At 70.4% G+C, this 23,807-nt stretch carries 19 protein-coding genes; 15 read left to right on the plus strand and 4 right to left on the minus strand.

Features of this window, described 5'->3' with window-relative positions:
* Nucleotides 1–69: 69 nt before the first annotated feature.
* On the minus strand, nt 70–1,602 hold the full coding sequence (locus tag ABT352_RS32525; protein ID WP_350948822.1) for an ABC transporter substrate-binding protein: 1,533 nt from the start codon (nt 1,600–1,602) through the stop codon (nt 70–72).
* 133 nt (nt 1,603–1,735) lie between these two features.
* Here ABT352_RS32525 and ABT352_RS32530 point away from each other — a divergent pair, with 133 nt between their 5' ends.
* The 10 genes from ABT352_RS32530 (at nt 1,736) to ABT352_RS32575 (ending at nt 12,237) form a co-directional block, all read left to right on the plus strand.
* On the plus strand, nt 1,736–2,539 hold the full coding sequence (locus ABT352_RS32530) for an IclR family transcriptional regulator (protein WP_350948823.1): 804 nt from the start codon (nt 1,736–1,738) through the stop codon (nt 2,537–2,539).
* 772 nt (nt 2,540–3,311) lie between these two features.
* Nucleotides 3,312–4,901, plus strand: coding sequence for a pyridoxal phosphate-dependent decarboxylase family protein (locus tag ABT352_RS32535; RefSeq protein ID WP_350948824.1), 1,590 nt, complete (start codon nt 3,312–3,314; stop codon nt 4,899–4,901).
* Nucleotides 4,898–6,439 carry a phenylacetate--CoA ligase family protein gene (locus tag ABT352_RS32540; protein WP_350948825.1) on the plus strand — a complete coding sequence of 514 codons (1,542 nt, stop codon included), beginning with the start codon at nt 4,898–4,900 and terminating at the stop codon, nt 6,437–6,439. Before ABT352_RS32535 ends, ABT352_RS32540 begins: the two co-directional genes overlap by 4 nt.
* Before the next feature lie 44 nt (nt 6,440–6,483).
* The gene (locus ABT352_RS32545; protein ID WP_350948826.1) at nt 6,484–6,984 is read left to right on the plus strand and encodes a DUF8788 domain-containing protein; all 501 of its coding nucleotides are present in this window, start codon (nt 6,484–6,486) and stop codon (nt 6,982–6,984) included.
* Nucleotides 6,985–7,009: 25 nt separating this feature from the next.
* Nucleotides 7,010–7,792: a hypothetical protein gene (locus tag ABT352_RS32550; protein ID WP_350948827.1), complete on the plus strand. Its 783-nt coding sequence runs from the start codon at nt 7,010–7,012 to the stop codon at nt 7,790–7,792.
* Between the two features lie 38 nt (nt 7,793–7,830).
* On the plus strand, nt 7,831–8,298 hold the full coding sequence (locus tag ABT352_RS32555; protein WP_350948828.1) for a DUF8788 domain-containing protein: 468 nt from the start codon (nt 7,831–7,833) through the stop codon (nt 8,296–8,298).
* Nucleotides 8,295–8,843, plus strand: a complete 549-nt coding sequence (locus ABT352_RS32560; RefSeq protein ID WP_350948829.1) for a DUF8788 domain-containing protein — start codon at nt 8,295–8,297, stop codon at nt 8,841–8,843. Before ABT352_RS32555 ends, ABT352_RS32560 begins: the two co-directional genes overlap by 4 nt.
* A 251-nt stretch (nt 8,844–9,094) precedes the next feature.
* A complete protein-coding gene (locus ABT352_RS32565; protein WP_350948830.1) occupies nt 9,095–9,871 on the plus strand; it encodes an MBL fold metallo-hydrolase in 777 nt (258 codons plus the stop codon).
* Nucleotides 9,872–10,113: 242 nt separating this feature from the next.
* Nucleotides 10,114–11,172 (plus strand): LLM class flavin-dependent oxidoreductase, encoded by a 1,059-nt coding sequence (locus ABT352_RS32570; RefSeq protein WP_350948831.1) that lies wholly within the window; start codon nt 10,114–10,116, stop codon nt 11,170–11,172.
* 105 nt (nt 11,173–11,277) lie between these two features.
* A complete protein-coding gene (locus ABT352_RS32575) occupies nt 11,278–12,237 on the plus strand; it encodes an endonuclease/exonuclease/phosphatase family protein (protein WP_350948832.1) in 960 nt (319 codons plus the stop codon).
* Nucleotides 12,238–12,395: 158 nt separating this feature from the next.
* Here ABT352_RS32575 and ABT352_RS32580 read toward each other — a convergent pair whose 3' ends face one another.
* Nucleotides 12,396–13,667: an MFS transporter gene (locus ABT352_RS32580; protein WP_350948833.1), complete on the minus strand. Its 1,272-nt coding sequence runs from the start codon at nt 13,665–13,667 to the stop codon at nt 12,396–12,398.
* A gap of 277 nt (nt 13,668–13,944) precedes the next feature.
* Nucleotides 13,945–14,751: a UTRA domain-containing protein gene (locus tag ABT352_RS32585; protein ID WP_350948834.1), complete on the minus strand. Its 807-nt coding sequence runs from the start codon at nt 14,749–14,751 to the stop codon at nt 13,945–13,947.
* A gap of 365 nt (nt 14,752–15,116) precedes the next feature.
* Here ABT352_RS32585 and ABT352_RS32590 point away from each other — a divergent pair, with 365 nt between their 5' ends.
* The 5 genes from ABT352_RS32590 (at nt 15,117) to ABT352_RS32610 (ending at nt 22,588) form a co-directional block, all read left to right on the plus strand.
* Nucleotides 15,117–16,964 carry an ABC transporter ATP-binding protein gene (locus ABT352_RS32590; RefSeq protein ID WP_350948835.1) on the plus strand — a complete coding sequence of 616 codons (1,848 nt, stop codon included), beginning with the start codon at nt 15,117–15,119 and terminating at the stop codon, nt 16,962–16,964.
* Complete coding sequence (locus ABT352_RS32595) at nt 16,961–18,859, plus strand: ABC transporter ATP-binding protein (protein WP_350948836.1); 1,899 nt, start codon at nt 16,961–16,963, stop codon at nt 18,857–18,859. The genes ABT352_RS32590 and ABT352_RS32595 overlap by 4 nt, the downstream gene beginning before the upstream one ends.
* 211 nt (nt 18,860–19,070) lie before the next feature.
* Nucleotides 19,071–19,655 carry a DUF305 domain-containing protein gene (locus ABT352_RS32600; RefSeq protein ID WP_350948837.1) on the plus strand — a complete coding sequence of 195 codons (585 nt, stop codon included), beginning with the start codon at nt 19,071–19,073 and terminating at the stop codon, nt 19,653–19,655.
* 259 nt (nt 19,656–19,914) lie between these two features.
* Complete coding sequence (locus ABT352_RS32605) at nt 19,915–20,985, plus strand: S-methyl-5-thioribose-1-phosphate isomerase (RefSeq protein ID WP_350948838.1); 1,071 nt, start codon at nt 19,915–19,917, stop codon at nt 20,983–20,985.
* A gap of 169 nt (nt 20,986–21,154) precedes the next feature.
* Entirely contained in the window at nt 21,155–22,588 is a 1,434-nt protein-coding gene (locus ABT352_RS32610) for an Ig-like domain-containing protein (protein ID WP_350948839.1), read from the plus strand.
* Nucleotides 22,589–22,773: 185 nt separating this feature from the next.
* On the opposite strand, the gene ABT352_RS32615 is transcribed toward ABT352_RS32610, so the two are convergent.
* Complete coding sequence (locus tag ABT352_RS32615; RefSeq protein ID WP_350948840.1) at nt 22,774–23,718, minus strand: sulfite exporter TauE/SafE family protein; 945 nt, start codon at nt 23,716–23,718, stop codon at nt 22,774–22,776.
* Nucleotides 23,719–23,807: the final 89 nt, after the last annotated feature.

The raw sequence follows: 23,807 nt of genomic DNA on the forward strand, positions 1-23,807 counted from the left end.
CGGCTCCCCCGGTTTCCCCGTCTTCCCCCGCTCCCCGCGCGGACGCGGGGGCGCGTGATCCCAGCGCGGTCACGGGTTCGTCACCCGTACGCCGTCGAAGCGCTGCACCGCGAGGTTGGTGGGAAGCTCGGAGACCCTGGGGCTGCGGGCGAAGATGCGCGGTGTGGAGAACAGCCAGACGTTGGGCAGTTCCCTGACCCCGATGGCGACCGCGTCCTGGACGGTCTTGGCGTAGCCGGGATCGTCCGGCGGCGTGACGCGGACCCTGTCGAACTGCTCCAGCAGCGCCTTGGGGGTGTTGCGGCCGGGGTTCATCAGGCCCTCCGGCCCGTAGACGACGCCGAGCGCCTGCAGCGGTGACTCTCGGCCGACGAAGGCGTCGGGGGCGAGGGCCACGTTGTGCTGGACATAGACGAGCTGGGTGTGCTGCGCCGGGGCGATGAGTTTGATCGTGGTCCTGATGCCCGCGGCCTTGAGCTGCTCCTGGACCTGCTCGGGCAGGCCCTCGGGGTCGGCGGTGGTCAGCGGGACGTCGACGCCGTCGGGGAACCCCGCCTCGGCGAGCAGCTTCCTGGCCTTGGCGGGGTCGTGCGGGTAGAGGTTCTCCAGCTCGGGGTTGTAGCCGAGGTGGCCCTTGGGGAACGGCTGCGTGTTCACCTCGCCGACGCCGAATCCCGAGGTCTCCAGCAGCGCCTCACGGTCGACCGCGTACTTCAGCGCCTCGGTGACCTTGGGGTTGTCGAACGGCGCGATCTTGTTGTTGACGTCCAGGACCCGGACCATGAGCGACGGGATGAGGTCGACCTTCAGCCCGGCCGCCTTGGCCGCGTCGATCTGGGCGGCGGGCAGTATCGCGACGTCGAACTGGCCGGACTGGAGTCCGGCGACGACGGTGGCGGGCTCGGAGACGGTCTTCAGCTCGAACTTGGCCAGGTGGATGTTCGCGACGTCGTAGTAGGACGGGTTGCGGTCCAGGTTGGCGTGCGAGCCGGGAACGAGCTGGGTGAGGGTGAAGGGTCCCGCGCCCGCGGGCTCGGCGCTGACGGCCCTGGCGTCCGCCTCGAAGGCCCGGGGGTTGACGATCATCCCGGTCTTTCCCGCGAGCAGGTTGGGGATCTGGTGGTCGGGCCGGTCGAGCAGGATCCCGAACTCGGTCGGTGAGACGACCTCGACGTCCTTCACCCCGCGCAGCTGGGAGGCGATGAGCGAGTCCTTCTGGTCCCGGCCGCGCAGGAGGTTCTTGCGTACGGCCTCGGCGTCGAGCGGGGAGCCGTCGGAGAAGGTCAGCCCGGCCCTGAGGGTGAAGGTGACCCTCTTGCCGCCGTCGGTGTACTTCCAGGCGGTGGCCAGGCCACCGACGGCGTCGCCCCTGTCGTCCAGGCGGGTGACGGCACTGTAGACGAGGGACAGGGCGTTGACGTCGTTACCGGCGCTGGAGGTGACGGGATCCCACGTTGTGGGAAGGCTCCAGCCCCATTTGAGGGTGCCTCCCTCCGCGCCGGAGGCGCTGCCCACCGACTGGGTGCCGCCGCCACAGGCGGTCAACACGAGAACGACCGAGATGAGCAGGGCCAGTGGTCGCAGAAGCCGACGGACAGGCATGACGGGGGTCCTCTCAGGGAAACGAGCCAGATCCCACATGGCAAGATCTTCATTCCACATAGTAGTAATTCCCTAAAAACCCGTCAAGAGTGTAGGAAATAGCTCTCCGCCCTAAGCTGGAACGGTGGACCCGATGAAGCCGAAGCTTGAAGACGCCGCCCGCAGGGGCACCCAGGCGATCGAACGCGCCATCGCGGTGCTGCGCGCGTTCGAGCGGTCGACGACGCTCTCCCCCACCGAGGTGGCGCAGCGGCTTCACCTGCCGGTCAGCACCGCCCACCGCATCGTCCGCGCCCTGCACGCGGCGGGCATGCTCGGCCAGGATCCGGTGACCGAGCGCTACCACCTCGGGATCACCACCGCCACGCTGGGCCGCCTCGCCCTGGAACGCCTCGGCGCGACCACGATGCTCCCCGAACTCGAGGCCCTGCGCGACCTGACCGGGGAGGCCGTCAACCTGGGGGTGCGCATCGGCGACGAGGTGGCCGTGCTGCTCCAGGTCCCCTCAAGACAGCCGCTCCGCTACGAGCAGGAGCCCGGCCAGCGCAACCCGATCCACGTGTGCGCGATGGGCAAGGCCCTGCTCGCCTTCGGGGATCCGAGGGTGGGCATGGCGGAGCCCTTCGCCCGCTACACCGACACCACGATCACCACCCGGGCCGGCCTGGAGACCGAACTCGACCGCATACGCGCCCGGGGCGCGGCCGTCAACTTCGAGGAGCGCGTCACCGGGGTCCGGGCCGTGGCCGTCCCGGTCCGCGACGGCCACGGCAACGTGCTGGCCGCGCTCGCCATCCAGGGCCCGGCGGTACGGCTGGGTGACGACCGGCTCCCGGAGCTGACCGCCCGGCTCACCGCCACCGCCCGACGACTCGGCTCCTTCGGCCACGACCTCCAGGTCCCCGCACCCGCGCACGCCTCCGCGAGCGGCTCGTGAACACCCCGCACGCCTGCTTTCGCGGCTCGTGAAACGCCTGCCGGGTTTCCCCGCGCCCGCCTGCCGCGTCTTTCCGCCGGCTCACGGGTGCGCGGCGGGGCGTCGAGGTGACGGCCCGACCGTACGGCACGAGCCCACCCGGCACGGCACAACACGACGCGACACGGCACGGCACGGCCCACGGGGGCAAATGTCCCGAATGCCGACTTTAATGAAATTTAATGAGAAAAAACCCATAAGAAGTAAAACAACCGAGACTCGCCGACCATCTCCTCACACCGATCACCACACGCGTTAACCGTGGCCGCAATCTGCCACTCCACCTGCATCCGAGGTCTTGCGCCCCTGCCGTGAACAATGATTAGGTCACTTACATGAAGGGCGTGCCAACATATACGGCGATTGAAATTCAGGGCGAATTAGCCGTGACTCGTCCACGACGACCCTCCTCCAGACCCTGATCGCCAGACCGACCTCAACCACTTGATCAAGGGTGGCGAGGCATTCTCGCACCATCTTCCACCATCACTCATCGACACCCCTCGATATTGGACCGTTCCATACACCGGGAACGGCCGGTGACGGCACGAATGCCGCCTAGCGTCCCCCGACGTCGAGGACCTCTTTCTCGATCGACGCATCACCGAAGACCACGCGTTTATTCGCGAGAACCCTCACGTGATCGCCGGGAGTTCGATTCACCGTCTCCGAGCTCCCATTCAGGCACGAACATTTGGGAGTTCTCGACCTCGGGTCATTTGGAGGCCCCTCCATGACGAGTTCGCTTTCCGATGTCCAGAGTTCCTTTCCCGAGCCGACGGCGCCCGAGCCGGCGACCGGCGAAGGCTCCCGTTCAGCCATGCCGGGCCTCACCGCGGCCTTCGACCCCGAGCGTTTCCACGACGGCGCCATGGACATCGTCGGCCGTCTGACGACGTATCTGGGCGACCGGTCGGTCCGGGGACTCGACCTCCTCGATCCCGCGGTGCTGCTGAAGGCCGCGCGCGAGCTGATGACCCGGGAACGGCGGCGCATCGCCGACTTCGACGCCGAGCGGGTGAACCAGATCGTCGACCTGTACACGGGGACCGGCATCCCCGTCTACTCACCCGGCTACATGGGACGGCAGTTCTCCGGCGTGGTGCCGCTGGCCAGCCTCATCGACCTGGTCGGCTCGGTGGTCAACCAGCCCTCCTCCTTCTACGAGGCCGGGCAGCTCCCCAGCGTCGCCGAGCGGCTCATGGCCGAGGAGCTCAACGGGTTCATCGGCTGGGACCGTGACCGGTTCGCCATGGTGACGACCTCGGGGGGCTCCCTCGCCAACCTGACCGCGCTGCTCGCCGCCCGCAACCGCGCCTTCCCGCAGATCTGGACCCGCGGCGCGGGCGCCCTGCCCGGTCCCCCGGCCATCGCGGTCAGCGAGGAGGCCCACTACAGCGTGACCCGGGCGGCAGGAGTCCTCGGCATCGGAGAAGGACAGATCATCCGTCTCCCCGTCGATCAGGCCGGGCGGATCCGCCCGGAGCTGGCCGGCCCGGCGCTGGACGAGGCCTACCGGCGCGGCCTGCGGCCGTTCTGCCTGGTGGCCTCGGCCGGGACCACCTCGGTGGGCGCCTTCGACCCGCTGGAGGAGCTCGCCGCCGTGGCGCGCCGGCACGGGCTCTGGCTCCACGTGGACGGGGCACACGGGGCGAGCCTGCTGCTGTCGGACCGGCACAGGCACCGGCTGCGCGGCATCGAGCAGGCCGACTCCCTGACCTGGGACGCCCACAAGATGCTGTTCATGCCGTCGCCGTGCACGCTGCTCTTCTACCGCGACGGCGCGGCGGCGCGCGGCGCGTTCCGGCAGCGGGCCAGCTACGTCTTCGATGAGGAGCCCGACGTCTACAGCGCCTACGACAGCGCGGACAAGAACCTCGAGTGCACGAAACGCCCGATGATCATGCCGCTCTGGACGGTCTGGTCGGTCTACGGCCCGGCGCTGTTCGCACAGCGGATCGACCGGCTGTGCGAGGTGACCCGGCAGGCGCACCGGATGCTCGCCGCCGAACCGGACTTCGCCGTGGCGCACGAGCCGGAGTCCAACATCCTGTGCTTCCGATATCTGCCGGACGACCTGGAACCGGCGATCGCGCATCGGCTGCAACTGGAGATCCGCAACCGGATCCGGGGCGGCGGGCGCTTCTTCATCTCCAAGGTCGACATCGACAAGGTGGCGGCGCTGCGCGTGGTGGTGATGAACCACCTGATCGACGCGGGCCACCTGACCATGCTCATCGACGAGATCAGGGACATCGGGCAACGGGTGCTGCGTACGAGCGCCACGACCCGCGACGACCAGCGGAACAGGAGCCAATCATGACCATGACGGATGTGGACCTCGCCACCTCGGCGGAGCTGGCGGCACGACTGATCCCCGAGGAGGAGCTGCGGCCCCGCTCGGTGGACGACGTCATCGGGCTGCCGTCGTTCGCGGGCAAGCTGGAGGAGTGCGGGCGGCTCACCGGAGCCCCGTACTGCGAGTCCCCGCTCGACCTGCAGAACGCGCTGGTGTTCCGCCGGCTTCAGCAGCTCGTCGGCATCGCCCTGCTCAACCCGCTGTGGCGCGAGCGGCTGCACTACTTCGGGATCCGCGACGCCCCCGCCGACATGTCCGAGTGGGAGCGGATCCCCCTCTCGGACAAGACCGTGCAGCGTGACATGTTCATGGGCGCGCGGGCCGGGATGGTCGTGCCGCTCGACCGGGGCGGGTTCGAGGTGGTGGCCAGCGGCGGCACCGGTGACGGCATGCCCCTGGAGATCGTGTACTCCCTGCGGGAGCTGCGCGACACCTACCGCATCTCCGGGGCGTTCATGGGCGCCTACCAGCTCGGCCGCTATCTGCGCGGTCCCGCGCCGCGCTGGCTGTTCACCACGCTGGCCGACTACCAGATGTGGAGCAGCGGGACCATGGTCGGCGGCGTCCTGTCCCACGTCCCCGAGGTCAACTACATCGGTGCGGGCCCGGTGAGCGCGCCGGTGCTGGAGCACATGTTCTCCTACCCGGGCCACAAGGCGCTGATGGGCATCACCGCGGGCATCGCGCTCCTGCCCGAGCTGGGCGCGGGTCTGTCCCCGCAGGCCAGGGCGAGCTTCCGGGTCGCGATGTACGGCAGCGGCTCCCTGCCCCAGCGCAAGCGCGACGAGTTGCAGGCGTTCTTCCCCAACGTGTCGATCCTCAGCTACTTCGCCGCGACCCAGGCCGAGTGCGTCGGGCTTCAGCTCGACCACGCCTCGCCGGCGCTCTCCGCCGTGCCGGGACTGCACCTGGTGGAGATCGTGGACGAGCACGGCCGGGCCGTCGCCGAGGGTGAGGAGGGCGAGCTGGTCGTCACCCGGCTGCACTCCGACGAGACGCCGCTGCTGCGGCTCAAGCTCGGCGACCGGATGATCCGCCGCCCCGCCCTGAACGGGCCGGGGCTGCGCACCGAGCGGTTCGAGTTCGCCGGGCGCACCGCCGACGTGCTGCACCTCAACGACAGCCAGTACTCGGCGACGCTCGCGTACGCGGCCCTGCGCGCGCGGCTGCGCTCGACGACCGGTGTCGACCTGGACCTGGTCGCGCACGAGGTCCAGTTCCACAACCACCGCGAGGACCGGACCCTCACCCTGCTGGTCGCGGTGGACGACGCCGAGGGGACGGCCGCCGCCGTCGAGCACGCCCTCGGCCCGAGCGGGACGCGGCAGCTGTTCACCCAGGCTCTGCCGAGCTCCCTGTCGCTCTTCAACGACCGGGAGGCGACCGCGGCGGCGATCGAGCAGACCGGATACGGGTTCCGGCTGGTGTTCGTGCCCCGCTCCTCACCACAGATCGAGCGGACCACCGTCGGCAAGACGCCGCTGGTCAGGGACCGGGGCTGAGTGGTGGCCCGCAGACCCGAATCACATCCGACAAGGGAGGATCGATGCAAGACAGGATCAGCATCGTCGTGATGGTCGACGCCGTCGGGGCGTTGTCCGACCGGACGCTGCACAACGGCAATATCTCGCTCGTCGACGACAGCGCGGCGGGAAGCAGGCACAAGGGGACCCCCGACCTCGTCACGGTGGTCGCCCCGGGGCAGATCGTCCAGTGGACGCCCATCCACGTGGACGTGCAGACGCCGGTCGAGATCCAGGCCATCGAGTTCCTGTCCGGTGCCCCGGCCGCGCCCGCGGCCGGCCAGGCCGCGTCACCGCACCCGGTGGGCCACTCCGCCGTTCCGGCACCCGGTGTCGTGTCCGGGGCGGCGGTCGACGCCATGGGCTCCAACGGATACGAGAACCACGACCTGCTGGTGTGGGAGGGCGTCGTGCCCTACGACATGACGCCCGGTGTCCCGTACCGCTACCGGCTCTCCGTCAGGCTCCACGAAGGACCCAACAGCGTGTTGTCCATCGACTCGCCCGCGCTGCTGCGCGTGTGAGCCACGTTTCGCGAAAGGCGGTCTCATGGCCCAGCAACACGGGATCATCGTGCTCTTCGACGTCGAGAACGCGCTCAAGACGCGGTCGCTCAACGGCAACACGTACTGGTTCGACAACATGAAGCTGTTCGGCTCGACCGGGGTGGGCACCGAGCAGCTGGTGACGATCGTGCCCGGCACCCATTTCCTCGACGGGTCGCAGGCGACCGAGCAGGTGCTCAACTGGTTGCCCGCGGCGCTGGGTTCGATCCCGCCGACGGTGCCGCGCAACTACCTCGCCGAGCAGGAACGCGCCGACGACCAGCGCACGCTGAACGAGCTCGCCTCGCTCAACGCCGAGGGTGGCGTGAGCGAGGGCGACCTCAAGCGGCTGCAGCGGCGGGTCGGCAAGCACGCGGAAAAGCGCGGTGGCGGGCGCGGTCTCACCGACGCCAAGCTGCTGGACGTCACCGGCAAGACCACCAGCGGCTCCGGCGCCTACAACTACCCGGCCCCGGTGATCACCGACATCACCGGCCAGGCCGTGAGCGAGAAGATCATGTATCCGGCCCAGTACGGGTCCCCCGACATGATCTACGACGGCTGGTACTGGGCCGCGACCGTGGACACGAGCCGGCCCGGGGTCTATCCGTACACGATGCACATCCAGCTGCACGAGCTGGTCGAGCGGGGCGGCGAGATGGTCTGGGAGTCCGTGGACCTGACCTGCGAGTCCAGCCTCAAGATCATCAACGATCCGAAGCGCAACGGGTTCACCGGTGCCGGACTGGGCGTGCTCCCCCTGCCACCCGTCCCCGCCGCCGGCTGACCCGTCCGAATCGGAACACCTTCGAGCGGAGGAACCACATGCCCCCGAGGAACAAGCAGCAGGAAAGCCGGACCGCCAAGCCCACCCGGCCCGTGACGATCACCGCGGTGGTCGACCCCGTGGCCGCGCTGGCGTCGGAGAACCTCGACGACAATCTCTACTGCTACGACACCAACAAGACCGCGGGGTCCACCGGTTTCGGCACCCCCGCGCTGCACAGCCGGGTGCGCAAGGGCGACACCCTGCTGTGGAACGTGATCCCGCTGGAGTGCGAGACCTACGTCTCCCTCGCCGGCATCGAGATCGACCCGCGGGTCGCCGAACCCACGCAGAAGGTGTATCCCGGCACCGACATCGTGTTCTGGACCGCCGAGGTGAAGCAGGACCTCACCGAACCGGTCCCGTACCGGCTCTCGTTCCTGCTCGGCACCGTCAGCACGCCGTTCACCGCCACCGCCCGACCGGCCCTGGCCGGTCCCGTCACCGAGGAAAAGGAGGGCCGATGAGCCAGGCGTACGCGGCCACCGACTTCACCGATCGTGGCCAGCTCAACTCCGTCCAGCTGAACGTGGTGACCCTCGTCGACATGGAGAGGGCCGCCGCGACGAAGTCCCTGGACGGTTGCCTCTACATGATGGACAACAGCGTCGGCGGGGTCGGGCAGGGCACCGACCACCTGGAGACCATCTGCAAGCAGGGGCAGGTGATCAACTGGATCATCCGCCCCATCGACATGCACCGCCGCGCGGACGGCACCTGGCCGCCGATGCCGAAGATCAACAACTTGGTCTTCCTCGACATCGAGAAGGGTGACGAGGACGACGTCGCCGAACGCCGGATCATGACCGAGCTCAAGGTCTACGGCGCCCCCGACCGGATGCGCGACCAGTACACCGCCGTCTACTACTACTGGGCCGGGGCGGTGATGAGCGAGGCCCGGCCGGGCCTCTACCGCTACCGGTTCGTCCTGGAGCTGGAGAAGGAGCACGGCACCGACAAGCTGTACCTGAACTCGCCTCGCTACCCCGCCCTGCGGGTCCTGCCCGTCTGACCGTCCCGCGGGGTCGTGAGCGCGACGTGACCCCGTGAGAGCACCGGAGAGCGCAGGTGGGAGGTCATGGTCGCCGGGCGGCGGCCATGACCGGCGGGTGCGGGACACGCGAGATCCTCGCGGCCTTTCCTACTGGGAAGGCCGTCCTCTGGGAGATACGCTCGATCGGAGATCGGCCCGCGTCTCGTTCGGCCCGCGTGATCGAGGCTGTGATCAAGACGATGCCCGGCCGTGCGACGAACGGAGCCGCCATGACGACCACCATCACCGTGATCGGCGGTCCCACGGCCCTGCTGGAGCTCGGCGGGCTGCGCATTCTCACCGATCCGACCTTCGATCCGCCGGGTGACCACCCCGTCGGGCCGCTCACGCTCACCAAGACCATCGGCCCGGCTCTCTCCCCCGCCGACGTCGGCCGGGTGGACCTGGTGCTGCTCAGTCACGACCAGCATCCCGACAACCTGGACAGGCTGGGCCGTCAGGTGATGTCCGCGGCGCCGCTGACCCTGAGCACGCCCGAGGCAGCCGAGCGCACCGGGGTCACCCCACTGCGCCCCTGGCAGCACCACGATGTCGGCCGCCTCCGCGTCACCGCCGTTCCCGCCCTGCACGGCCCGCCGGGATGCGAGCCCTTCGTCGGTCAGGTCACCGGCTTCGTGCTCACCGGCGACGGGCTGCCCACCGTCTACGTCAGCGGGGACAACGCCTCGCTGGAGTGCGTGGAGCTCATCGCCGGACGGTTTCCCGCCGTCGACGTCGCCCTGCTGTTCGGCGGCGCCGTCCGCACGCCCATGATCGACGACCGGCTCACCCTGAACGCCACCGAGATGGTGACCGCCGCGCGCCTGCTGGAGGCCCGGCAGGTCGTTCCGCTCCACGTCGAGGGCTGGACCCACTTCACCGAGAACCGGGCGGACGTGCTCGCCGCCTTCTCCGAGGCCGGTCTCGGCCACCTGCTCGTCTCCCCCGACCCCGGACGACCGGTCCCGCTGGGCCTGCCCGAGGGACGATCATCCCGGGTGCGGTAGGCGATCCCGCGGTGCGATGAGACGAACCGGTCGGCAGTGCCCGGCGGCTCGCCCAACGGCGACGCCACGACGAACCGCCCGCGGACCCCGACAGCTCACCCAACGGCAGGCCACGACGAACCGCCCGCAGAGCCGGACAGCTCGCCCAGCGGCGACGCCACGACGAGCCGACCGGCGGAACCCGGCGGCGATGCCGGGTGACCGGCAGAAATAAACCTCCGCCTCGCCCGGTTGCCGCCTACATGGCTGATGACGACATCCGCGGGACGGCCCGCGGCTCTTCCGAGGTGCCCCTGTCGATCCTGGAGCTGGCGACCGTCGGTTCCGGCGTGACACCCACCGAGACCCTGCGAGCGAGCACCGAGCTGGCCAGGCGTGCGGAGGAGTGGGGCTATCACCGGATCTGGGTGGCCGAGCACCACGGCATGCCGTCCGTGGCCAGTTCCTCGCCCGCCGTGTTGATCGCCCATCTCGCCGCCGCGACCAGGAGCATCCGGCTGGGGTCCGGCGGTGTCATGCTGCCCAACCACGCCCCGCTCGTCGTCGCCGAGCAGTTCGGCACTCTGCACGCGCTGCACCCGGGCCGCATCGACCTCGGGCTCGGCCGGGCCCCAGGCACCGACCCCGCCACGGCGAGGGCCCTGCGCGGGCGGCACGGCCTGGACGCCGACGACTTCCCCGAGCAGCTGGCCGAGCTGACGGCCTTCCTGGACGGCGCGTTCCCGCACGGCCACCCTCTGGAGCGGGTCGTCGCGGTGCCCCGCTCCCCCGAGTCGGGCCGCCCGCCGATCTGGCTGCTCGGTTCCAGCGGCTTCAGCGCGCGGCTCGCCGGGAGGCTCGGCCTGCCGTTCGCGTTCGCGCACCACTTCAGCGGCGAGAACACCATCCCCGCCCTGGACCTGTACCGGTCGTCCTTCGAACCCTCCGCCGTGCTCGACCGGCCGTACGCGATGATCGGCGTCTCCGCGGTCGCCGCCGACACCCCGGAGCAGGCGCTGCGCCTGGCCCGCTCCGGCGGGCTGTCCATGCTGCGGCTGCGGCGCGGCGCCCCGCAGCCGATCCCCACGCCCGAGGAGGCGGAGAACCACCCGTACAGCCCGATGGAGCGCGACTTCCTCGACGACTATCTGTCCAAGCTGGTGCTGGGGGACGCCGCCGGAGTACGGCAGGGGCTGGAGGATCTTCGCAAGCGCACCGAGGCCGACGAGTTGATGATCACCACGATGGTCCACGACTCCGCCGCCCGGATCCGCTCCTACGAGCTCATCGCGCAGGCGTACGACCTCACCCGCGGCTCCTGACCGGACTGCGGCGCGGAGCACGCGCATCTCCGGATTCCAGGCATATGCGCCGATAAAGACCTCAATCTCCATCGAAACTGCACAGAGGACCGTTACGCTCCGGGCATGATCAGATCGAGATGGGTGAGCCTGCTGGTCTGGCCGGCGGTGCTGCCCTTCGCGGCCTGGGCGTTGCTCAGGGCCGGCGGCTGGACCCCGATCTGGCAGTGGGTCGCCCTGGTGGCGTTCACGCCGTACGTGGCGGCGGCCTCGGTGATCCCGCTACTCCTCGCCCTGGGCCTGCGCCGCTGGGCGGCCGCGGCCCTCGCGCTGGTCACGAGCGCGACGCTGGCGACGATCGTGCTCCCCCGCCACTTCGGCGACGACGACCAGCCCGCGGCCGACGGAGGACGGCTCCGGGTGCTCGCCGCGAACCTCGCCGTCGGCGCGGGCGACACCGAGGCCCTGATGAGGCTGGTGGGCTCCCTCGGCCCCGACGTACTCGCCCTCCAGGAGGTCACCCCGGCCGCGCGCGACCGTCTGGAGGCGGCCGGGCTGCGCCGTCGCATGCCCCACGTCGTGGACCGCGCGGTCGACGGGGTGGGGGGCTCGGGCATCTACTCCAGGTACCCCGTCACCGAGAGACCGCTGATCGCGCTGGGCGGCTTCCGGCAGGCGCGAGGGGTGATCCAGCACCCGAGCGGCCACGAGATCGAGGTCGTCTCGGTCCACCCCTGCGCGCCCCGGTACGGCGGCAGGGTGCCGTGCTGGGAGCAGGGACTGCGGGCACTGCCCAGGGCGGGCGGCGAGCTGCGGGTGCTCGCCGGAGACTTCAACGCCACCCTCGACCACCGGCCGGTACGCGATCTGCTCGACAGCGGTTACCGCGACGTGGCCGACGCCACCGGGCACGGCCTGACCCCCACCTGGCCGCGGCAGGGCTGGAACGTCCCCGGTGTGACGATCGACCACGTGCTCGCCGACTCACGCATGGCGATCAGGACCTTCGGCGTCCACCACCTGCCCCACACCGATCATCGTCCGGTCTTCGCCGAACTGGGCCTGCCCCGCTTCACCAAGCGCTGACCTTTGCCCGACTCGCCGGGCCGGGGTCCGACGGGTCCGTCCGCACCGAGCGGCACCGGCGCGGACCGGCGATCCTCTCCGGCGAGGATCACCGGTCCGGCAGGAGCGGCCCGCCCCATGGACGCCGATCCCGGCCGATCCGACGGGAGCGGCGATCCTCATGGACCGCCGAGCGGGGACCGGGTGGTCGCGGCCCTCCTCGAACGGGACCCGCCGAGGAACAGAAGCAGGGCGAGGACGGCGTACGGCACCGCGGCGGCGGTGAAGATCGCGGCATGGCCGACGAGCGCCGAGGCCGCGGCGTACGCGCCGTAGACGAGGACGGCGCCCAGTTCCGTACCCAGCCCGGCCAGCGAGGTCACGGTGGCGCGTGCCGTGCCCGTGATGCTCTCCTGGAGCCGCACGTCGGCCAGCACGGTCGCCATCTGGAAGACGCAGAAGGCCGTCGCGAGGGCGACGAACCCCACCGCGACGCCGCTGAACGCGCCCGCGCCGAGCGCGAGCGCCCCGAACGCGAGAAGCGCGGCGAACTCCCGGTCGGTGAAGCTGCGCCCGGCCGCCGCGAGCACGCCGCCGGCCGCGACACCCACGGAGACCAGAAGCACCAGGAGCGGTACGACGTGCGTGGTGACGCCGGTGCCGACCGCGAGCAGCGGGGTGTACTCCTCCAGCGAACCCCACAGGGCCGTCACCGCCGGTACCAGCAGCAGCGCCCGGCGCGCCGGCCGGTCGGCGCGCGCCGCCCGCAGCCCCTCGCGCAGGATCGCGGCGTAGCCACCGGCCGGCGTCTCCTCCCCACCGGCCTCCTCGCGTTCCTCCCCGGGGCGTACGCGGCGCTCGGGAAAGGCGAGCGCGGCCACCGCGGCGAGCACGCACGCCAGGACGCTGCCCGCGGCGACCAGCGGGTAGCCGCCGACGGCGAACACCGGGGCGGCCACGGCCATGGACAGCATGACGGCGCCCGTGCCGATCGCGCGGGCACGGCCGATGACCGCGGCGTAACGGCCGGTCGCGCCCAGGCGGTCGAGTTCGGTGTAGACCAGAGCCTCCAGCGCGCCCGACTGCAGCGCTCCCGAGGCACCCCACAGCACGAAGCCCGCGGCGAACACCCAGTAGGAGGGGGCCGCGACCCACAGGAGGAAACCGGCCGCGGCGAGCAACGGTGCCAGGGCGAGCAGCGCGCGCCGCGAGACGGCGTCGGCCCACACCCCCGAGGGGACCTCCAGCACGACGGAGGTGACCGACCAGATCGCCAGGAGCGAGGAGATCTCGGCGGTCGACAGACCCGTGTCGACGAACAGCAACGCGTAGAACGGGTAGAACAGGACGAACTCATCAAGGAAGGTGTAGACGTAGAGCGTCGCGGCGAGGCGCTTCGCACGCCCTTCGGGCGCACGAAAAAAAGCACGGAGAAAAGAAGAAGTGGTCATGAGGTCCTTCTCGCGAGGGCTGGCGGACTTCGGGATGCTCGGCATCTCCGGAGGTCCACGGCAGCTCGCGCCGGACCGACCGATCGTTCAGGATCAATGTCGCCAGGTCATGTCACAGACCATACAGTCGCCCAGCCCGCTGCGGCCTCCCCTTTTTTCCTCTTCAGGACGAAGCGTCACCCGGTCGTGGAGGCGGCGTCGCGGGCACGGCGGGCGGGTCCGTCTCGCCTCCGCCTTTCGGGTGCGCGGGTGTGTGCGGGAAACCCGGCGGGGCCGGTCAGAACTCGTCGTGCCCGGAGACCTGGCCGATCGGGAAGACGTGCCTGCTCGCGGCGCAGACGGTCTCCAGGACGTGGACGGGGACGTCCTCGTCGGAGTAGCCGGTGCGAAGGATGTGAACGACCCACTCCCCCGGTTCGAGCTCCAGGGTCTCGTACTCGAAGGAGGTCGGCGGGCGGGCCGTCAGGCTCTCCTCGGCGCGGCCGAAGGTGTGGCCGAGGGCGATCAGCGCCGCCTGCAGTGACGGCTTCACGAACCCCGGCTCGGCGAGGCGGGTGCCCCCGAACAGGTCCGCCCGGAAGTAGCTGGTGGCGACGCGCACCGGGATCCCGTCGGCGGTCATCATCTTCCTGCGGGCGATCACCTCGGCACCGGGTTCGACGCGCAGGCGCGCGGCCACGTGTTCACCGGCCGGTTCCGGTCCCACGTAGAGCATTCTGCGGCCGGGCGTGACGCCCTGCCTTTCCGCCTCGGCGAGGAACAGGGACGCCGAGCCTCGATCGGCGGGGTCGGTGGGCAGCGCCCGCCGCACCACGACCTTCGGCTCACGGACCGTGGGACCCTCGGGGACCCGCGCCGCCGGCCCCTTCCTCATCTGGGAGATGCGGCCGGGGGACACGCCCAGGCGCGCCGCTATCTCCTCCAGGCTCATCCCGGAGTCACGGGCCTCGGCGATCGCCTGACGGCGCATCTTCGCCGCCTCCGCGACGAGTCCCTGCTCTTCGGTCACGAGGCGGCTCAGAACCCGCGCGCGCTCGATGGGGTCGCTCAGCCCGGAAACCTCGTGCAGCGTCTTCAGGTCCATCGGGGGCCGCCTCCTCGCGCTCGACACCACCGGGAATTTTAGCCCCCCTATTTTGGCGCGGTGACACTGCCTCGCGCACCGGAAAGGCTGTCGGACCCGCCCGTTCACTCCGAGGAGGGGGTTCGCGGTCAATGGGCATTCTGGCCCGGTGGTTACACCATGCCGACCGTCAGATCAGTTGCCGACGCCGCGGCCGGGTGCGGAAACTGGATGGTCGCCCGCGTCACGCGGGTGGCGGTGATCCGACGGGGCGCCACCTGGAGCGGTGGTACGGGAGACCGGTTGGGAGGGATGGCGCTCCGGCCTGCCCTGCCCCGGACGGCTCTCACCTCGTCAGAACACCGTGAGGAGCGTGCCGCCTGCCGATGCCCCCTGACTCCGGAAACACCTCAGCCAGCACCAACAACACCGACAACACTCACGCCTCCGCCACCAACCCGGCATCCCTGACTTCGCGCCCCCTCCCCTCGCGCCGCGCCGGGACGGGCTCCCTGTGGCGACTGAAGTCCTACCTCCGCCCGTACGTCGGCCGCCTTGTCGCCATCTGGGTGTTGTCCCTCACCGCGGTCGCGATCGGCATCGCCATCCCGCTGATCGGCAGAGAGATCATCGACGGTCCCGTCGCCCGCGGCGAGGCGGGGGCCGTGCCACCCCTCGCGCTGCTCGCCTGCGCGCTGGGCGTGATCGAGGCACTGCTCGTCTTCCTGAGGCGGTGGCTGCTGGCCGCCGCCGTCCTCGGCCTGGAGACCAGCCTCCGCGACGACATCTACCGCCACCTCCAGCGGCTGCCGATGGGGTTCCACTCCTCCTGGCAGTCGGGCCAGCTGCTCTCCCGGGTGACGACCGACCTGTCGACGATCCGGCGTTTCCTCGGCTTCGGCCTGCTCTTCCTCGTCCTCACCACCGTCCAGATCGCGACGGTGACCGGGCTGCTGCTCCACATGTACTGGCCGCTCGGGCTGCTGGTCGTCGCCTCGGCGGTGCCGATCATGGTCACCACCCTGCGCTTCGAACGCGAGTACATCACCATCTCCCGGCGGGTCCAGGACGAGCAGGGCGACCTCGCCACGGTCGTCGAGGAGTCCGCGGCCGGCATCCGCACGATCAAGGCGTTCGGCCGCGGCCCGTACGTCTCCGGAATCTTCGAGAAAGGGGCGTTGAAGGTCTACGGGACCTCGATGGAGAAGGTCCGCCTGTCGGCCAGGTTCTTCACCTTCCTTGAGGTGATCCCGAACATCACCCTCGCGCTCGTGCTGCTGCTCGGTGCCCTGGCGGTCGGCTCCGGCACGCTGACGCTGGGCACGCTGGTGGCCTTCGCCACCCTGATGCTGCAACTGGTCTGGCCCGTCTCCGCGCTCGGCTTCATCCTCACGATGGGCCAGGAGGCGATGACCGCGGCGGACCGGGTGATGGAGGTGCTCGACACCGAACCGGAGATCGTCGGAGGTACCGCCGTGATCGAACGGCCCCGAGGGCACCTGCGCTTCGAGGGAGCGGGGTTCACCTTCCCCGGTGACGGGAAACCCGTGCTCCACGACGTCTGGCTGGAGGTGCGTCCGGGAGAGACGCTCGCGGTCGTGGGCGCGACGGGGTCGGGCAAGACCACGCTGACCTCCCTGGTGCCACGGCTGCACGACGTCGGCACCGGTCGGGTCACGATCGACGGGGTCGACGTCCGCGACCTGCCGCTGCCCACACTGCGCTCGATGGTCGCCACCGCCTTCGAGGAACCGACGCTGTTCTCGATGAGCGTCAGGGAGAACCTCACGCTGGGACGGCACGACGCGAGTGAGGAGGAGATCGAGCAGGCGCTGCGGATCGCCCAGGCCGGGTTCGTCCACACACTGCCGTGGGGGCTGGAGACCAGGATCGGCGAGCAGGGCATGTCCCTGTCCGGCGGCCAGCGCCAGCGGCTCGCACTGGCACGCGCGGTGCTCAGCCGTCCCAGGATTCTCGTGCTGGACGACACGCTGTCGGCCCTCGACGTCGAGACCGAGGCCCTGGTGGAGGAGGCGCTCCGGCATGTGCTGCGCGAGGCGACCGGGATCGTCGTCGCCCACCGGGCCTCCACCGTACTCCTCGCCGACAGGGTGGCCCTGCTGCTCGACGGCACGATCGCGCACGTCGGCGAGCACCACGAACTCATGGCGAGCGTGCCCGAGTACCGCGCGCTGCTGTCGGCCGCCCCGGAGGCCGAGGAGGCGCGGCTGTGAGCGCGACCGAACCCTCCACCCATCCCTCGGCCAAGCCTTCCGGTGCCGAGAACGCGAACGGGTCCCGGGAGTGGCGGGGCGTCGCGGCCGAGAACCAGGAGGAGCTGTCGGCGCAGGTGTCGTTCCTGCTGCGCGACAGGTCCAGGCGGCTGCTGGGCGACCTGCTGCGCCCGTACCGCGGGAGACTCGTCCTGCTCGTCGTCATCATCGTGACCTGCAACGCCGCCTCGCTCTCCATCCCCTACCTGGTCAAGGTGGGCATCGACGCGGGCATCCCGCCGATACTGGCGGGCGCGGGGCCGCGAACGCTGGTGACGGTCGTCGTGGCGATCCTGGCGGCGGCGGCCGTCCAGCTGGTGACCCGGCGGATATTCCTCAGGATGGCCGGGCACATCGGCCAGAGCATCCTGCTGGAACTGCGGCGGCGGGTGTTCGTCCACTTCCAGAGGCTGTCGCTCTCGTTTCACGAGGACTACACCTCGGGCCGGGTCGTCTCCCGGCTCACCTCCGACATCGACGCCATCTCCGAGATGCTGCAGTCGGGTTTCGACGACCTCGTCACCGCCGTGCTGACACTGGTCGGCACGGCGGTCCTGCTGCTCGTCCTGGACGTCCACCTCGGCGTGGTCGCGCTGCTGCCGCTGCCGGTCCTGATGCTGTTCACCGGCTGGTTCCGGCGGCAGTCGAGCATCGTCTACCGCAGGACCCGGGAGACCGTGGCGCTGGTGATCGTCCACTTCGTGGAGTCGATGGCCGGCATGCGCGCGGTCCAGGCGTTCCGCGGGGAGCCGCGCAACCAGGCGATCTTCTCCCAGCTGAACGCCGACTACCGCGACGCCAACCGGCGCAGCATGCACCTGGTCGCGATCTTCTCTCCGGGCGTCAAGCTCATCGGGAACGTGACGATCGCGGCCGTCCTGCTCTACGGGGGCACGCTCGCGATCCAGGGCGAGGTCACGGTGGGAGTGCTGGCCGCCTTCCTGCTCTACCTGCGCCAGTTCTACGAGCCGATGCAGGAGATCTCGCAATTTTATAACACGTTCCAGTCGGCCGGTGCGGGGCTGGAGAAGCTCTCCGGCGTTCTGCAGGAGCACCCCATGGTGGCCGAGCCCGCTGACCCGGTGGCGCTGGAGCGGCCACGCGGAAGGATCGAGTTCCAGGGCGTGGAGTTCTCCTACCTGGACGGCACCCCCGTGCTGCCCAGGCTGGATCTGGTGGTCCCCGCCGGGCAGACCGTGGCGCTCGTCGGCACCACGGGGGCGGGCAAGACCACGCTGGCGAAGCTGACCTCCAGGTTCTACGACCCCGTCGCGGGGCGGGTGCTGCTGGACGGGGTCGACCTGCGCGACCTCGGCGAGCAGACGCGGCACGCCGCGGTGGTCCTGGTCACCCAGGAGAACTTCCTGTTCAGCGGGTCGGTGGCGGACAACATCAGGTTCGGCCGACCCGGCGCGAGCATCGCGGACATCGTGGCGGCGGCCCGCTCGATCGGCGCCGACACGTTCGTCTCCGCGCTCCCCGACGGGTACGACACCCAGGTCGGCAAACACGGCGGCCGGCTGTCGGCCGGGCAGCGGCAGCTGGTGGCGTTCGCCAGGGCGTTCCTCGCCGACCCGGCGGTGCTGATCCTCGACGAGGCGACGTCCAGCCTGGACGTCGCCGGCGAGCGGCTGGTGCAGCGGGCGATGCGGACGATCCTCGCGGACCGGACGGCCCTGATCATCGCGCACCGCCTGTCGACCGTCGAGATCGCCGACCGGGTGCTGGTGATGGAGGGCGGCAGGATCACCGAGGACGGCCCGCCCGGCGAGCTCGTCGAGCGGGCGGGCCGCTACGCCGACCTGCACCGCGCCTGGCTCGACAGCGTCTCCGACCACCGCGAGGCCCCCGGCTGACCCACCGGCGGCGGGGAGGGCTCACACTCCCGAACCGCCTTCCCTCGCTCCCCGGTCCCGGAATTCCGTGCCCCGCCCGCAGAACCGGCGCCCGGAATTCCGGGCACACGATTTCCGGCGAACCCTGAACCGCGGGAAGGGGACCCGCGTATCTCAGGGCGGAACGGCACGAATGATCCTTCCCACCCGCAGGAAAGGGGCAGTGATTTCGATGAGCACCCGGCGGTCGCGCAAGCGACGGTCTCTGACCGCCTCCTTGCTGGTCTCCGCCATGCTGGCCGCCGGGTGCTCGTCAGCGGCCATGACCGCCGAAACCCCCGTCCAGGCGGTGGGACTCGCCGGCGATCGGGCCGACGCGGACGTCCGTTTCTCCCAGGAGATGATCCCCCACCACCGGCAGACGATCCAGCTCGCCGACCTGGTGACCGGCCGGAGCGAGAACCCGTACGTGAACGACCTCGCCGCGAAGATCAAGAAAAAGGAGGCGGCCGACATCGACCTGATGTCGGGCTGGCTGCGGTCGTGGGAGGTCGAGGTACCGGCGGAGGGCGACCACTCCGCGCACGACATGCCGGGCATGCTGTCGGCCACCCAGATCGCCTCCCTGGAGAAACGGTCCGGCGCCGCCTTCGACAAGCTGTGGCTGAGCGTGCTGGGCAAGCACCTCAACAGCGGTGTCCAGATGGCCCAGGTCGCGATCGCGCTGGGCAGGCACCGGCCCACCACCCTCCTGGCGGAGAAGATGGTCACCGAGCAGCGCGCCCAGATCGCCGAGATCGGCGAGAAGCTCGCCTGACCCGTCTCCGGCTTCCGCCGAATCCACTTCCGGTCGACTCGGTGTCCCTCTGACCTCGTCTCCGGGTCCGCTCGGGCTCTTCGTTCCTTCAAAGCGGCGGGTTGTCCGGGAACGACCCGCCCTCCGTGGGTACACAGCCTCCCAAAAAGGGCATAAGCGCGAGGCGCAACCGGGTCGCGGTGGCGGCGGTGACGCCGAGCGGCGTCCGGTGTGGCGAGCAGAACGGTGGCAGACCGCCCGATCCCCCGCTGGAGGTCTCATGAGCACGACCCGAAGGCGCCCTGTCCTCGCGGACTCCGTCCGGATCACCGAGGACGCCGTGGAGATCCTCGACCGCCGGGTCTATCCCTTCGAGCACCGCTGGGTGCGCTGTGCCACCAGCGAGGACGTCGCGGTGGCCATCGAGCGGATGGTCACCCAGAGCACCGGCCCCTCGTTCGCGGCGACCGCCGGGATGACACTGGCCGCCCGCGAGGCGCGGGGCGAGCCGCCGGGCCGGGCCGCGGCGCGGCTGCGCGAGGCGGGCGACCGGCTGATCGCGACCCGGCCCACGAACAACCACATCCGCGACGCCGTGGAGGCCGTCCTCGCCGCCACGGTGAACGGGCCACTGCCGCAGGCCTGCGGGGACGAACTGGTGGAGGCCGTGACCCGGGCGGCGTCCGAGCACGACGCGGCCTACCTGGCGAGCAGCGCGGCCATGGGCAGGCACGCGGCCGCGCTGCTCGACGACGGCGCCCGCGTCCTCACCCACTGCTGGGCGGACGCCTACCTGATAGCCACCGTCGAGGCCGCTCAGGAGGCGGGCAAGCGACTGGAGTTCATCTGCACCGAGACCCGGCCCTACCTGCAGGGGGCACGGCTGACCGCGCCGACACTCGTGGAGATGGGCTACCGGCCCACCCTCATCACCGACGGGATGGTCGCCTCGGTACTGTCCGACGGGCTCGCCGACGTGGCGCTGACCGCGGCGGACCGGGTGACGATGGACGGGCACGTGGTGAACAAGGTCGGCACCCTCGGGGTGGCGCTCGCCGCCCGCGCCTTCGACGTCCCGTACTACGTGGTGATCCCGGCACCCGATCCGCGGGCACCGGGTATCGGCGACGTCGTCATCGAACGGCGGAACGGCGACGAGGTCCTGCACGTTCTGGGGACCCGCACCGCGGGCGAGGGCGTGACCGGCCACTATCCCGCCTTCGACGCCACCCCGCCGCACCTGGTGACGAGAATCGTGACCGAGAACGGCGCCTACCCCGCCGAGCGCGTGTCGGAGCACTTCGGCCCGTCGGGGCGTCCGCCGGCGGACGCCCCGGCCCACCCGCTGTAGCCGTTCCGGCCCGGGGTGCGGTCCGGTCCGCGGTGCCGACGCCGTACGCCGGACGCGACACGGAAGCCACGTGAACACCTAACGCGACAGATCGACCACAGAGAGTGGTGTGCGCTGTGAAGTTGATCTACGAGGACATCCCTCACGACAGAACGGGAGTTCGACGTTGGTGTCACAACGATCCAGATCCGCGCTCACCGCGTTGGCCTGCGCCCTGCTGGCGCTGCTGGCCGTACCGGGGACACCCGCGACGGCCGACACCGGTGCGCACGCCACCGCCACCGCCACCGCGCGCCAGGACGTCAAACGAGCCGCCGCGCCGTGCGTCCGGCAGGGACAGGCGACCTACCCCGTGGACTACTACTGGAAGAACGCGCTCGGCATGAGGCTGGGCAGCGGGTCGGTCCCGGTCGTCACCTCCCCGCCCCTGTGGGGCGGACAGATCGCACCGGGCGGCATCTTCACCATTACGCTGGCGCACCGCACGGCCCAGTGGCCGCTGCTGGTCAGCCGCTACACCACCACCTGGGACCTGTCGTCGCTGCTCGCCCACGCCGACGTCATCGGCCAGTCGGGGACCGGCACCATCAGTGGCACCACCCTGACGATCGCCTCCTCGGGGACCAAGACCGACCCGCCCGCGAAGGTGATCACCTTCCAGGTGAGGCAGGGCACCGCGGGGGGAGCGATGACCATCCGGCCGACCGGGATCAGCAGCGTCATCGCCGCGCCGGGCCAGCTCGGGAACAACACACCCGCCCCCCCGATCCAGATCGCCACCGGGCAGTCCATCTCACCCACAAGAGCCACCGACGACACCGCCACCACCGGCCAGGGCACGGCCGTCAGCGTGCCCGTCCTGGCCAACGACACCGCGACCTCACCGACGATCAGCGGCGTCACCCAGCCCGCCAACGGCACCGCGACGATCTCCGGTGGCACCGTGGTCTACACACCCGCGGCGAACCTCGGTGGCACCGACACCTTCACCTACACCATCACCACCGCCTGCGGAACCAGCACCGCCACGGTCACGGTCACGGTCACCTGTGCCTACACACCGGTCAACCTGGTCAACGGAGGCTTCGAGGCTCCGCCCGTGGCCACGGTCGACTGGTCCATCTCCGACGCCTCCGTCAACCCCGCCGTCGGCTGGCGCACCACCGCCACCGACAACAAGCTGGAGTTCTGGCCCGGCGGCGCGAGCGGGATCCCGGCCGCCGAGGGCCGGCAGTTCGCCGAGCTCAACGCCAACCAGGTCTCCACTCTCTATCAGGACCTGCCCACCGTTCCGGGAACACCGATGACCTGGTCGCTCTATCACCGGGGCCGTCTCGGTACCGACGTGATGCGGGTGCTCATCGGCGCACCGGGCGCGACCGTGGCCCAGGTCCCCACCGGGGCCTCCTCCCCGGACATCTCCGACGACAACACCGCCTGGCGCCAGTACACCGGGACGTACGTCGTCCCTCCCGGACAGACCACCACACGATTCGCCTTCGAGTCGGTGTCGGCCGCAGGGGGCACCCCGACAGCCGGCAACTTCCTGGACGGCGTGGTGTTCCAGACGCCGCCCTGCCTGCCCATGACCAAGAGCCCGTGAAGGCGGGCGGCATCCCGGGGACGCGTACCACGAACCGACCGGCCGCCCCGCCCCTCCCGGAGTCCTGACCGTCACGCGCGACCTCAGGACGAGGACCGGGCGCGGGCGCAAACGCGTGAAGGCCCCTCTCGCTTCGTGCGAGAGGGGCCTTCACGCGTGCGGTGCGCCGGAGGACGCCGCCGGGGTCAGCTCGCGGTGCCCGCGGTCTCCTGCTCCGCGGCGCGGCGCTTCTCCTCCTCCTCGATCGCCTCGACCGTCTCGTTGTCCCGGTCGCGGCGGTACTCACGGACCGAGTAGGCGATGGCGGCGGCCCACAGGACGGCGATGGTGATGTAGGCGGCGGTCTGGACACCACCGGAGGCGTCGATCCAGTCGCTGCGCAGCAGGGTCCTGATGTTGGTCAGGACGATGATGCCGCCGACAGCAGAGCCCAGGATGCGCGGCGGGATGTGACGGACGAGCCAGGCGGCGATGGGAGCCGCGATGACACCACCGATCAGCAGGACGGCGACCCAGGAGAAGTCGATGTTCTCGGAGCCGATGCCGACGAAGAAGCCGACGCTGGCGGCGATGGCGACCAGGAACTCGCTGGCGTCGATGGAACCGATCACCTTGCGCGGCGCCAGGCGGCCGCTGGCGAGGATCGCCGGGGTGCCGACCGGCCCCCAGCCGCCACCACCGGTGGCGTCGACGAATCCGGCGACCAGACCGAGGGGGGCGAGGAAGCGCTTGCGGAGCGGCTTGCCCAGGTTGCCGCGCGGGAGGCCGAAGGCCGTGAAGCGGATCAGGACGTAGACACCCAGCGTGAGCAGGATGATCGACATGATCGGGGCCGCGACCTCGGTGGAGAGGCCGGACAGGAAGGTCGCTCCCACGAACGCGCCGATCGCGCCGGGAACACCGATCTTGGCGACGACTTTCCAGTCGATGTTGTTGAAGCGCCAGTGGGAGATGCCGGAGGCGAGGGTGGTGCCGATCTCGGCGAGGTGGACGGTGGCCGAGGCGGCGGCGGGGTTGGTACCTATGGCCAGGAGCAGAGTCGTCGAGGTGACACCGTAGGCCATGCCGAGGCTTCCGTCGACGAGCTGCGCCGCGAAGCCGACCAGGCCCAAGAGGATGAGCGCACGCACAAAGCCCCCCTTCCTATTTTTCCCACTCTGTTGATAGGAATTATGGTGAATGAAGGCCAAGGCGACGTCAAGTCACGTTTCAAGCAAGG

Source organism: Streptosporangium sp. NPDC000563 (assembly GCF_040299985.1).
In the GTDB taxonomy this organism is placed as follows: domain Bacteria; phylum Actinomycetota; class Actinomycetes; order Streptosporangiales; family Streptosporangiaceae; genus Streptosporangium.